11 protein-coding genes and 1 tRNA gene are annotated in these 12,349 nt (G+C 68.1%); 4 read left to right on the top strand and 8 right to left on the bottom strand.

Annotation, left to right across the window (positions count from 1 at the left end):
- Nucleotides 1–6 precede the first annotated feature (6 nt).
- The 4 genes from K9U37_RS09740 to K9U37_RS09725 all read left to right on the top strand — a co-directional run bounded on the left by K9U37_RS09740 (nt 7) and on the right by K9U37_RS09725 (nt 3,074).
- Nucleotides 7–1,590: a phospholipase C gene (locus K9U37_RS09740; RefSeq protein WP_243071516.1), complete on the top strand. Its 1,584-nt coding sequence runs from the start codon at nt 7–9 to the stop codon at nt 1,588–1,590.
- Nucleotides 1,591–1,935: 345 nt separating this feature from the next.
- Complete coding sequence (locus tag K9U37_RS09735) at nt 1,936–2,220, top strand: hypothetical protein (protein ID WP_243071515.1); 285 nt, start codon at nt 1,936–1,938, stop codon at nt 2,218–2,220.
- An 85-nt stretch (nt 2,221–2,305) separates the two neighbouring features.
- Nucleotides 2,306–2,379, top strand: a tRNA-Arg gene (locus tag K9U37_RS09730).
- A 341-nt stretch (nt 2,380–2,720) separates the two neighbouring features.
- Nucleotides 2,721–3,074 carry a VOC family protein gene (locus K9U37_RS09725; protein ID WP_243073301.1) on the top strand — a complete coding sequence of 118 codons (354 nt, stop codon included), beginning with the start codon at nt 2,721–2,723 and terminating at the stop codon, nt 3,072–3,074.
- 107 nt (nt 3,075–3,181) lie between these two features.
- Here K9U37_RS09725 and K9U37_RS09720 read toward each other — a convergent pair whose 3' ends face one another.
- The 8 genes from K9U37_RS09720 to K9U37_RS09685 form a co-directional block, all read right to left on the bottom strand.
- Nucleotides 3,182–4,465, bottom strand: coding sequence for an HNH endonuclease (locus K9U37_RS09720; protein ID WP_243071514.1), 1,284 nt, complete (start codon nt 4,463–4,465; stop codon nt 3,182–3,184).
- Between the two features lie 129 nt (nt 4,466–4,594).
- The gene (locus tag K9U37_RS09715; protein WP_243071513.1) at nt 4,595–5,698 is read right to left on the bottom strand and encodes a dihydrolipoamide acetyltransferase family protein; all 1,104 of its coding nucleotides are present in this window, start codon (nt 5,696–5,698) and stop codon (nt 4,595–4,597) included.
- Nucleotides 5,695–6,711, bottom strand: a complete 1,017-nt coding sequence (locus tag K9U37_RS09710; protein ID WP_243071512.1) for an alpha-ketoacid dehydrogenase subunit beta — start codon at nt 6,709–6,711, stop codon at nt 5,695–5,697. Before K9U37_RS09710 ends, K9U37_RS09715 begins: the two co-directional genes overlap by 4 nt.
- Nucleotide 6,712: 1 nt before the next feature.
- Complete coding sequence (gene pdhA / locus K9U37_RS09705; RefSeq protein WP_243071511.1) at nt 6,713–7,765, bottom strand: pyruvate dehydrogenase (acetyl-transferring) E1 component subunit alpha; 1,053 nt, start codon at nt 7,763–7,765, stop codon at nt 6,713–6,715.
- Between the two features lie 104 nt (nt 7,766–7,869).
- Nucleotides 7,870–8,688, bottom strand: coding sequence for an HpcH/HpaI aldolase/citrate lyase family protein (locus K9U37_RS09700; protein WP_243071510.1), 819 nt, complete (start codon nt 8,686–8,688; stop codon nt 7,870–7,872).
- Nucleotides 8,688–9,176 (bottom strand): MaoC family dehydratase, encoded by a 489-nt coding sequence (locus tag K9U37_RS09695; protein ID WP_243071509.1) that lies wholly within the window; start codon nt 9,174–9,176, stop codon nt 8,688–8,690. The genes K9U37_RS09700 and K9U37_RS09695 overlap by 1 nt, the downstream gene beginning before the upstream one ends.
- Nucleotides 9,173–10,336 (bottom strand): acyl-CoA dehydrogenase family protein, encoded by a 1,164-nt coding sequence (locus K9U37_RS09690; protein ID WP_243071508.1) that lies wholly within the window; start codon nt 10,334–10,336, stop codon nt 9,173–9,175. The genes K9U37_RS09695 and K9U37_RS09690 overlap by 4 nt, the downstream gene beginning before the upstream one ends.
- On the bottom strand, nt 10,329–12,347 hold the full coding sequence (locus K9U37_RS09685) for an acetyl-CoA carboxylase biotin carboxylase subunit (RefSeq protein WP_243071507.1): 2,019 nt from the start codon (nt 12,345–12,347) through the stop codon (nt 10,329–10,331). The genes K9U37_RS09690 and K9U37_RS09685 overlap by 8 nt, the downstream gene beginning before the upstream one ends.
- Nucleotides 12,348–12,349 lie beyond the last annotated feature (2 nt).

Genomic DNA, 12,349 nt, shown 5'->3' with positions numbered 1-12,349 from the left:
CGGGGTGTGTGGCATCCGAATCCTCGCCGAGCCGCGGCCGTGGTCGCGTCGGTCTTCGCGCTCGTCGCCTCCTCCTGCGCTGACAAGCCAGCCCTCACCAGTTCGGCGAACACGGCCACGCCGATCCACCACCTCGTGGTGATCATCGGGGAGAACGTGTCCTTCGACCACTACTTCGGCACCTACCCGCATGCCGCGAACACCGACGGGCAGCCGTTCACCGCGCGTCCGGACACCCCGGCCGTCGACGGGCTGACGCCCGAGTTGCTCAGCCGCAACCCGAACAAGTCCCAGCCGGTTCGGCTCGGCGGAACGGGCCAGATCGTTACCTGCGACCAGGACCACGGCTACACCCCCGAACAGCTGGCCTTCAACGGTGGCGCGATGAACCGGTTCGTCGAACACACCGAGATCGCCAGCTGCAAACCGCCGATCTTCTCCGCACCGGGCATGGTGATGGGCTACTACGACGGCAACACCGTGACCGCGCTGTGGAACTACGCACAGCACTTCGCCATGAGCGACAACTCGTACAACTCGACGTTCGGCCCCTCGACACCCGGCCACCTGAACCTGGTCTCCGGCCAAACCCACGGCGTGACAAAGAAATTCATGCCCGGCGGTAAGCCGTTCCCCGCTGACCAGGTGATCGAGAACACGCTGATCGGCGGCTCCCAGCCGTTCGGCGACGACTGCTCGAGCCGCGATCAGGTCCAGCTCAGCAACAACAACAAGAACATCGGCGACCTGCTGAACGCCAAGAAGATCACCTGGGGGTACTTCCAGGGCGGCTTCCGGCCCACCTCGACCAAACCCGACGGCACCGCGGTGTGCGGCGCCGAGCACAACGTCGGAACGGCGATCGGCGGAACCGGAACCTCCGGCCCGCTGCCATTCGGGACGAAGGGTGACTACATCCCCCACCACGAGCCGTTCCAGTACTACCCGTCCACCGCCAACCCGCACCACCTGCCGCCCGGTTCGACCGACGCCATCGGCCGCAGCGACCAGGCCAACCATCAGTACGACCTGTCGGACTTCTGGACCGCCGCCGACGCCGGTCACCTGCCGGCCGTCAGCTTCCTGAAGGCACCGGGCTACCAGGACGGCCATGCGCAGTACTCCGATCCCCTCGACGAACAGCGGTTCCTCGTCGACACGGTCAACCGCCTGCAGCGTCTGCCGGAGTGGAAGGACACCGCGATCGTCATCACCTACGACGACTCCGACGGCTGGTACGACCACAAGGCCGCACCGGTGGTGTCGGCGTCGACGACGTCCGCCGACGCGCTGACCGGCCCCGGGCTGTGCACCGCCCCGACGGCGGCGCCGATCGTCTACCAGGGACGCTGCGGGTACGGCCCGCGACTTCCGCTGCTGGTGATCTCGCCCTACGCGAGAGCCAATTTCGTCGATCACACCCAGACCGACCAGACCTCGATCCTGCGCTTCATCGAAGACAACTGGTCAACCGGTCGCATCGGCGACGACTCACTCGACGCCCGCGCCGGATCGCTGAACGGGATGTTCGACTTCAACCAGCCGCCGCAACCGCCGTTGTACCTCGACCCCCGCACCGGATCGGCGTGAGCCCTCAGGCCACGCAGAGCGGCGGCGGTGACCTGCTCGATCGGACTGCTCGTGCGCGGTGGGACTCCTTGACGCTTAGCCAAGCTAAGGCGTTTGCCCGGTTGGGGGCGGCCCGCGGGCCCTCCGTGTGTGCCGCCCGTCACAACCATAGCCAATTGCGGTCGAACCCAACGGGATTCTTCCGAGCCTTGACGCGCTGACCGCATCGTCACTGGCCGCGCGCCCGCAATTCGACACGAAACGAGGTAGCTCGGCTGCTGCAGCAAAGTGAACGCCGGATGTCCGCGGCATGCCTGCCCGCAACACTGTCAGGAAACTCCAGGTGGATCATCGGACGATTTGTGAATGCTTCTGGAGAATTGGCACCCAGTCGGGCGCAGGCTGAACCGGCTGGCACGCCCCTTCCATCCCAATGACGCCGCCCAGGCCAGGGTGTTTGCCGAGGTGATGAGGGCAGAGATCGCTGAACTCGAGGAGCTCATTGCCATGGCGCAGGTGCGCTGGGCCAACCGCCTGGACGCCGGCCGGGGCAGCTCGCGCACCCCCGAACCGGTGCTGCGGCTGCGGGAAAAGCGTAACGAGGTGCAACGACTGCTGGACGGATTGCAGGTCAGGTTCGCCGCCGTTTGAGGTTGGACTCAACCAGATGTGAAACCGCAAAGACCGCAGGTGCCCGGTTGTGGCTAATTCGCCCGACTAGAATTACCCCCGCGCTGCCTCCGTAGCTCAGTCGGATAGAGCAAGGGCCTTCTAATCCCTAGGTCGCAGGTTCGATTCCTGCCGGGGGCGCAAATTTCGTCGAGAACGCGCCACGGTCGCCCACCTACAAGGCGCTCACCCACAGTCTGGCCAATCGTGCGCCGGTCACCTTCGAGACGGTGTTCAAGCCCGGCTCAGACCCGCTGGTGGTACCGAACCCGGTAGTCCGCCAACAACTGCTGACCCATGTTCCGACGGCGGCTGCCGACGACCTCACTGCGCCTTCGTGCCAGCGGTTCGCGATCTCCGACGATGCGATCATCATCTTCTTCTTCAACCAGGATGGCCTGCTGACCCTGACCGCAGTCGCTACAATCGCGCTGCCAGCCAACCTGTCGGGGGCGCGCTGGCTTCAGCCACAGGAGGCACACGTGAGCGACCATGAAGTCAAGATGATCATCTTGTCCACCGATGACCTGGACGAGTCGATCCGGTTCTACAGCGAGACACTGGGGATGGCGCTGAAGTTCCGTGACGGAACACATTTCGCGGCCCTCGACGGCGGCCCGGTCACGCTCGCTCTCGCCACCGAGATCGACCATCCGATCCCGGGACAGGTCGTCGTCGGCATCAAGACCGCCGACGTCGACGCCGCAGCGAAGGCCGCGGAGGAAAGCGGCGGCGGCATCGTCAAGGGCCCGTACGACGACGCCCACGAGCGTCGCGCCGTCGTCTATGACAACAAGGGCAACGGCATCGTCTTCTACAGCCCGCTCAAGCCCTGAGCAACCGGGCTGCCGGTTGCGTTGCGCCCGAAGCGCCGCCCGCGGGCAGCGTCCATCGAATCACCGGAGTTCAAGGACCTGCTGGCCGCTGCCCAGAAGCGTTGGGGTCAGGCGGCGACGATTTTGAGTAGTTCGCCGTTGAGGTAAATCTCGATTTCGGTGGGCTGCTGGTGGGGTGTGCCCGGGGCCCGTGGGGCTCGGGAGTGGTAACGCGCCCCCGTGGGGGTGGTGAATTCGGTGGTGTGTGTACCGGTCTGATCGATGTCGGCGCTCACCTGCCAGCCGGGGGCTTCTTTGGTGTGGTTGCAGGCCTGGCACATTCCTGCCCCGTTGAGTGCATTGGTCGCACCGCCGAGGCGGTGTGGTGTGGTGTGGTCGGTGTGGCGGATCGGGGCGTCGCAGTAGGGTGTGCGGCAGCGTTGGTCGCGCAGTGCGACGAACTGCGCGAGGCCTTTGGGGAACAGTCGCGCGCGCGAGTCCATGGCCACCAGAGCTCCGCTGTCGGGTCGAGCGTACAGCCGGCGCAGGGTGGCCCGGGAACGCTCGTCAGTGACCGCGTCGCAGAGCATCTTCTGGGCGAGCGCGGAGGGCACCGACCCGTAGCCGGCGATCACCGCGGCAGCGTGTTCGGCCCCGAGGAGGGCTTGATCGGAGATCACCACGTTGACCGCGACTGGCACCGGCACATCAGCGGGGCGGCCGGTGATCCGCTCGAGGAGGGTGTCGGCCATGACCTGACCGCGCGAGCGGCCATCACAGCACAGATCGGCCTGGCGTTTGAGGGCGGCGTACACCGAGACTCCCTGGGCCACCGGCAGCAGCGCGGTCAGGTAGGTCATGGTGTCGGGGGCGGGCCGGATGGTGACGGTGCGCTCGCTGGCCGCTTTGGCGGCGCGCTCGACCACGGCGTGGGGATCGAGTCGGTAGGCGATCGCCTTGGCCGCGGCCACCAAGGCGGCATCCCCGAGACCCTCCAGACCGGCCGGATCGGCGCACAACTCAGCATCCAGACGTGTCCGGTCCTCGACGTCGAGGCAGGCCGACTCGCGCACCAGCAAGGTGGCCCGCCACTCGGAGAGCACCCCCGCCTCGAGCGCAGCCAACGTATGGGGCATCTCGTGCACCAAAGCCTTGGCGAACCCCAGATGCCGCCCACCGCGGGCCGGGCAATCCCGGCGGGCCAGGGCCACCTCGGTGGCTACCCCACGACCGCGCCGGGCAGCCGGCACCCCGGCCGCCGCCTCCGCCGCCCGGCGTGCGCTATCCAACGCCACCGCCAACCGGGCCTGGCCCGCCGCGGCGGCGGCCTTGAGCCGCTCCAACGCGGCAATGCGTTCGACCAGCGCGGACTCTTCCGCACCGGTATCGATCTCCACCGGTGATTCGAACATGTGTTCGACAGTACATCACGCGCCCGACAACTTGGTGGTCTCGCCCGACGTTCGTCGGCGGTCACGCCCAAGCGGTCGGGTCGCCCAGGCAGAGGCCGCAGGCGGCGCTACACGCCCTACCCACGCTCCCTAACAATCCAGCAGTGCGGTCTCCGGCGCCTCGATCAGACCGCGAAGATAGGTGAGGAACGAGGCGACCTGCGCGCCGTCGGCAATCCGGTGGTCGAAGGCGCACGTCAACGTCATCGTCGGCCGCGCCACCACCTCGTCGCCGACCACCACGGCCCGGGGCTTCAGTGAGCCCATACCCAGGATGGCCGCTTCCGGATAGTTGATCACCGGAACGCCTTCGTCGAGCCCGAGGGCCCCGAAGTTCGACACCGTGAACGTCGACCCGCCGAGTTCCGCAGGAGCCAACGTGCCGGCCCTGGCCCGCTCGACGAGGTCGTCGAGGACGGCTGCGAGCCGCCGCAGGGTGAGCGTGTGCGCGTCAGCAACGACCGGGACCACCAGACCCCGCTCGGTGGCCACCGCCACGCCCAGCCGGACCGCCTGATGCATCCGGATCTGCGGTCCGCCTTCGGATTCCATCCATGTGGCGTTGAGCAGCCGATGGCGCGCCAGCGCCAGCAGCAGCATCCGCAGCGTCAGCACGAAGGGAGTGACCTCCAGCCGGTCCCGCAGCCGTAGCAGCGCTGAGCAGTCCACCTGCATGCTGGCGTGGGCATCGGGAATTCGGCTGCGCGACAACGACATTTGAGTGGCCATCCGAGCCCGGACACCCTGTACCGCAATGGTTTCCGCCTCAGGGCCAGCAGCGGCCAGCACGTCCCGGGCAGTGATGATGCCCTCGGCTCCGGAGGGCGCAAGGCCGTGCAGATCCACGGCCAGGTCGGCGGCGAGCTTGCGCACCTTGGGCGCTGTGCGCGGCCGGCGGCTGCGGTCCATGCCGTTGTCGGTTCCGTAGCCGACCAGAACCGGCCTCCGCTGCTCGGCCGGGCCGGTGTCGATGCGCACCAACAGGGTTCCCACGGGCAGCGTTTCACCCTCCGCGCCACCGAGTGCCGCGATGCGGCCGACGTAGGGGCTGGGAATTTCGACCTCGGCCTTGTTGGTCTCGACGGTGCACAGGGTCTGGTTGAGTTCGACGACGTCACCCACCGCGACGGCCCAGTGGGTGATGGTGGCGTCCTGCAGGCCCTCACCGAGGTCGGGAACCAGGAAGTCGCTCATGGCCGTCGCATCACTTTCTCGACGCAGTCAAGCAGCCGGTCGACCCCGGGCAGCCAGATCTTCTCCATCCGCGCAGGCGGGTACGGCGTGTCAAATCCGGTGGCGCGCAACACCGGTGACTCCAGGTCGTAAAACAGTTCCTCGGAGATCCGCGCCGCCAGCTCGGCACCGAAGCCCAACGTGCGCGGCCCCTCATGCATAACCACCGCGCGGCCGGTCTTGCGGACTGATTCTGCGACAGTGTCGAAGTCCAGTGGGCTCAAGGAACGCAGGTCGATCACCTCGAGGTCGCAGTCCGCGACTTCGGCGGCATTGAGCGCGGTGGTGACCAGACCGCCATAGGTGAGCACCGTGACGTCGTCACCGGACCGACGAACCGCGGCCCGACCGATCGCCGGTGCCGGCTCGGCGAAGTCCACCACGTCACGCGCCCAGTAGCGACGCTTGGGCTCGAGATAGACCACTGGGTCGCGGGAGCTGATCGCATGGCGCAGCAGCCAGTACGCGTCCGAGGGAGTCGAGGGCACCACGACCTTCAGCCCGGCGGTGTGCACCCAGTACGTCTCGGTCGACTCCGAATGGTGCTCGACAGCGCCGATCCCGCCGAACGACGGAATCCGCACGGTCACCGGCATGTCGACCTCACCTCGGGTGCGCATCCGGTACTTGGCGAGGTGGCTGACCATCTGATCGAACGCCGGGTAGGAGAACCCGTCGAACTGGATCTCGGGCACCGGGACGAAACCGCGGATCGCCAGGCCGACGGCGATTCCGATGATGGCCGACTCCGCCAGCGGGGTGTCGAAACACCGTTGGGTACCGAAGGTTTCGGACAGCCCCTCGGTCACCCGGAACACCCCGCCCAGCGTGGCGACGTCCTCACCGAACACCAGCACACGATCGTCGGCTGCCATCGCGTCGTGCAGCGCGCGGTTGATCGCCTGGGCCATGGTCACGCTCGTGACCTCGGGCAGGTCGGTCAACTTCGGTGGCCGTTCGATGATCTGGGTCATCTCAGGTCTCCTTCGCCATCTCGGCGAGCAGCTGCTCGCGCTGGGCCGCCAGCAGCGGCGGGGTCTCGGCGTAGACGTGCTCGAAGAGCTCGGCCACGTCCGGGTCCGGGGCGTCGACCACCGCGTCGCGCAGCTCGGCCCGCAACCGTGCCGAGCGGGCGGCGACCCGCTGCTCCAACCGGTCGGTGAGCACGCCGAGGTCCTGTAAGTACTTGCGGTAGCGGGTGATCGGGTCGCGCGCGGCCCACTCGGCGAGCTCGTCGGCGGGTTGGTATCGGGTGGGATCGTCGGAGGTGGTGTGCGGCCCCATCCGGTAGGTGACGGCCTCGATCAGAGTGGGGCCCTCGCCGGCGCGGGCCCGGGCGGCTGCCTCGCTCATCACCGCGTAGCAGGCCAGGACGTCGTTGCCGTCCACCATGACTCCGGGCATCCCGTACCCGGAGGCGCGGTGCGCGATCGACACGGCCGCGTGCTGGCGGCTCACCGGCACCGAGATCGCCCACTGGTTGTTCTGGACGAAGAACACGCACGGCACCTTGTCCACGGCGGCGAGGTTCAGCGCCTCGTGGGCATCGCCCTCGCTGGTGGCGCCGTCGCCGAGGAAGGCCACGGTCACCGAATCCTCGCCGAGCCGCTGGGCGGCCATCGCGGCGCCGACGGCGTGCAGGGCGTGGGTGGCGATGGGAATGGCGATCGGAGCGCAGCATTTCCGGGTGAACTCCAGGCCGCCATGCCACGAACCGCGCCACACCGCGGCCATCTGCCCCGGCGCGATGCCGCGCACCAGGAAGGCGCCGAGCTCGCGATACTGCGGGAAGAGCCAGTCGGTCTTGCGCAGGCAGGCCGCCGCACCGACCTGGGCGGCCTCTTGACCGCGACACGATGCGTAGAGGGCCAGCTCACCCTGCCGTTGCAGGTTGACGAACTCGCCGTCGAGATCGCGGGCGATGACCAGGTTTTCGTAGAGCCAGGCCGAGGTTTCCGGCGGCAGGCGGTAGTCGGAGTCCACTGTCGCGGTTCCGTCCGGTGCGATGTGCTGCACCAACTGACCCATGCCGCCTCCTTGTGGCCACGTCGACGGCATGTTCGGCCGTCACGACCTCAGGTCTGCTCGGTGCGGAGGCGGTCAGAGCAAAATCCGTTGTGGCGGAGTGCCAGCTAACGGCCGGGATCGGCCGAGAGCTGGACGATGCGCTCTGCTCGCCGCAGCACCGGGGCATCTACCATTATGCCCTCGAACGCGAAGACGCCGCGCTCATCGCGGGCGGTGGCCAGCACGTGTCGCGCCCACTGCGCCTGTTCGGCGGTGGGTCGGTACCCCTCGCGGATGACCGCCACCTGGCTGGGATGGATGGCGACCTTGACGTCGAAGCCGACGGCGACGGCGTCGTCGACTTCGACGCGCAGGCCGTCGAGGTTCTTGATGTCGAGGAACACCGAGTCCAGTGCGAGCTTGCCGAATGCCTTCGCGGCCAGCAGGCTCTGCGACCGCACGTGCTGCGCTACCTCGCGATAGGTGCCGTCGGGGTAGCGGTTGCTGGTGCCGCCGGTCACGGCGAAGAGGTCCTCGGCACCCCACATCACCGCGTAGGTGTTGTCCACCCGGGCGGTGTCGGTCACCGCGAGCGCTCCCAGCGGGGTCTCGACGAGCACCACCACGTTCAGGGGCGCCAGCGCGGCCACGTGCTCGGCCGACTCGGTCTTGGCCAGCATCACCGTCGTGTACGCGGTGCGGGCGACGACCTCGAGGTCGCGCTTGTGGTCCTCGGTGGTGGAGGGGTTGACCCGCACCACCGTGCGGGCGGGGTCCAGCCGGGTGGTCAGCAGTGCTTCGCGCGCCGCTTCGCGGTCCTTGGCCGCCACCCCGTCCTCCAGGTCGAGGATGACGACATCGGCTGCGGCCGCGGCTTTTTCGAAACGGTCCGGACGGTCGGCCGGGCAGAACAGCCAGGCCGGGCCGGGGTCGACGAGGGCCATCAGGCGGGCTTCTTCCTTACCATGGTCTTGCGCGTTGCCGTTGCGACGATGTCGCCGTGCTGGTTTCGCGCGGTGTGGGCGAAGGTCACGATGCCCTCGCCCGGACGGCTCTTGGACTCGCGCTTGTCGATCACCACGGTTTCGGCGTACATGGTGTCGCCGTGGAACAGCGGCTTGGGAAAGGCGATCTCGGAGAACCCGAGGTTGCCGACGATGGTGCCCTGGGTCAGCTGGGCCACCGACAGACCCACCAGCGTGGACAGCGTGAACATCGAGTTGACCAGCCGCTGGTTGAAGGGCGGCAACGCGTCGGAGAACGCCGCATCCAGATGCAGCGCCTGGGTATTCATGGTCAGCGTGGTGAACAGCACGTTGTCGGCCTCGGTGACGGTCCGGCCTGGGCGGTGCAGGTAACGCACCCCGAGCTCGAACTCCTCGTACCACAGCCCGCGCTGCTCGACGACCTTCTCCTCGGTGGCCTCGCTCATGCGACGCCCAGCTCGCGCGCGATCAGCATCAGCTGCACTTCGGTTGTTCCTTCGCCGATTTCGAGGATCTTGCTGTCGCGGTAGTGCCGCGCCACGGTGTACTCGTTCATGAATCCGTACCCACCGTGGATCTGGGTGGCGTCGCGGGCGTTGTCCATGGCGGCCTCGCTGGCGATCATCTTCGCGATCGCGGCCTCCTTCTTGAACGGCTTGCCGGCCAGCATCAGAGCCGCGGCGTCGTAGTACGCGGTGCGGGCCACATGGGCGCGGGCCTCCATCCGGGCGATCTTGAACTCGATGGCCTGGAAGCGCCCGATCGGCTGGCCGAAGGCGGCGCGCTCCCTGGCGTACTTGACGCTCTCGTCGACGCAGCCCTGCGCCGCACCGGTGGCCAGCGCGGCAATCGCGATGCGTCCCTCGTCGAGGATGCGCAGGAAATTGGCGTAGCCGCGGCCCCGCTCACCGAGCAGGTTCTCCTCGGGGACCCGGACGTCGTCAAACGTGAGCGGATGGGTGTCGGAGGCATTCCAGCCGACCTTGTCGTAGGCCGGTTCGGCGGCGAATCCCGGTGTAGGAACCGGCACCAAAATCGAGGAGATCTCGCGTCGGTCGCCGACGGTTCCCGTGACGACGGTGACGGTGACCAGTTTGGTGATGTCGGTGCCGGAGTTTGTGATGAACTGCTTGGAGCCGTTGATCACCCAATGACCGTCGTCGAGGCGGGCGGTGGTCTTGGTGGCGCCGGCATCGGTGCCGCCGCCTGCCTCGGTGAGGCCGAACGCCCCCAAGGCCGCACCGCTGGTCAGCTGCGGCAGCCAGTGCTGTTTCTGGGCCTCGTTGCCGAACCGGTAGACGGGCATAGCGCCCAGCGACACCCCGGCTTCCAGGGTGATCGCCACGCTCTGGTCGACCTTGCCGAGTTCCTCGAGTGCCAGGCACAGGGCGAAGTAGTCACCGCCCATGCCGCCGTACGCCTCCGGGAACGGCAGGCCGAACAGGCCCATCTCGGCCATGCCGGCCACGATCTCGTAGGGGAAGGAGTGCTCGGCGTCGTGTTTGGCAGCGACGGGGGCGACCGCGGTGCGGGTGAAATCGCGCACGGTCTTGGCGAGCTGCTCGTATTCGTCGGGAAGGGTTCCCGTGGACAGGAAGTCACTCATCGGACGTTGCCTTCTGTTCTTCGGCGGCTATGACCTTGGCCAGCAACTGGCCAACCTTGACCTGATCGCCCACGGCGACCAGAAGTTCCACCACACCGTCGACCGGCGCGGTCAGCGAATGCTCCATCTTCATCGCCTCGACGGCCACCACGACCGTCCCGGCGGACACGGTATCACCGTCGGAAACACCCACGGCCACAACCGACCCGGGCATCGGGCTGACCAGATCGGCATCCCCGCTGTGTTCGTCGTCGGGCCGCACCGGCGCCTCGCGAACCTCCTCGACCAACACCGAGCGACCCTCACCGGCCAGCCAGATCTGATGACCGGAGCAGGCGACGACGTAGGCGGCACGGATGCCGTCGATGGTCACCGACAGCACATCGCCGTTCAATCGAGCTGACAGGGAACGACTTTCGCCGTCTTCGACCCGTGCAGCGGCGCGCTCGGGGTTGCCGGTGACGTGCACGTGGTCGGTGCGCGCACCAGAGCGCAGCCGGAAACTGGTGGGCGCCGGTTCGCCGAGGCGCCAGCCCGTCGGCACGTCCCACGGGTCGGCACCGGCCCGGGACCACAATTGCAGCCAACGATAGGCCGCAGCTGCGATGAACACGTCGTCACCGGGCGGCTCGGCGGTGAACACGATGCGGTCGATGATGCCGGTGTCGAGCCGGCCGGCGGCGACGTCGTCATCGGCGAGCAGGAACCGCAGGAACTCGACGTTGGTGCCGACACCGAGCACGGCGGTGCCCGACAGCGCCCGGTCCAGCGATCGCAGTGTGGCAGAGCGGTCCTCGCCGTGGGCGATCACCTTCGACAGCATCGGGTCGTAGTCACTGCCGATCGTCATCCCCACCGACAGGCCGGAATCCACCCGCACGCGTGGATTCAACCCCGAGTCGCTCCGCTCCTGCCCGCCGGACGGTTCCAGCAGGCCGAGTACCGGGCCGCCGGTCGGCAGGAACCCGGCAGCGGGGTCCTCGGCGTACACGCGTGCCTCGATCGCGTGCCCGTCCATTGTGATGTCGTCCTGGCGGGCATGCAGTTGCTCCCCCGCCGCGATGCGCACCTGCCATTCGACGAGATCCCATCCGGTCACCATCTCGGTGACCGGATGTTCGACCTGCAAGCGGGTGTTCATCTCCATGAAGAAGAACTCGTCGGGCCGGTCGGCGGAGACGATGAACTCGACTGTGCCCGCGCCGACGTAGTCCACACTCCGCGCGGTGTCGCAGGCCGCGGCGCCAATGCGGGCGCGGGTGGCGCCGTCCAGCAGCGGTGACGGTGCCTCCTCGATGACCTTCTGATGGCGGCGCTGCAGACTGCACTCACGCTCGCCGAGGTGCAGCACGGTGCCGTAGGTGTCGGCCAGCACCTGGACCTCGATGTGCCTGGGCTGCAACACGAACCGCTCGAGGAACAGGGTGTCGTCGCCGAACGCCGCGCCGGACTCGCGGCGTGCAGCGGCCAGGGCGGCGGGCAGTTCGGCGGCGTCGTCGACGCGCCGCATGCCCTTGCCGCCGCCGCCTGCGGACGGTTTGACCAGGATCGGGAAACCGATGTCGCCGGCCGCGGCGATGAGCTCGGCGTCGGACAGACCGGGCCGGGCGATCCCGGGAACCACGGGCACTCCGAACGCGGACACCGCGGCCTTGGCCGCGATCTTGTCGCCCATGGTGCGGATCGCACCGGACGGCGGCCCGATGAACGTCAGCCCGGCTCGTTCCAGCGCGGCGGCGAAATCGGCGTTCTCCGCGAGGAATCCGTACCCGGGATGGACGGCCTGCGCCCCGGTCCGCAGGGCCGCTGCCACCACGGCGTCGATGTCGAGGTAGCTCTGCCGGGCCGGCGACGGCCCGATGCGCACGGCCACGTCGGCCTCGGCGACGTGACGGGCGTCGGCGTCGGCGTCGCTGTAGACCGCGACGGAGCGGATGCCCATGGCCCGCAGCGTGCGGATGACGCGCACGGCGATCTCGCCCCGGTTGGCGACAAGGACACTGGTAAACATCG

Origin of the sequence: Candidatus Mycolicibacterium alkanivorans (assembly GCF_022760805.1) — a bacterium.
Lineage (GTDB): Bacteria > Actinomycetota > Actinomycetes > Mycobacteriales > Mycobacteriaceae > Mycobacterium > Mycobacterium alkanivorans.
This window is presented reverse-complemented; position numbering and strand designations above follow the sequence as displayed.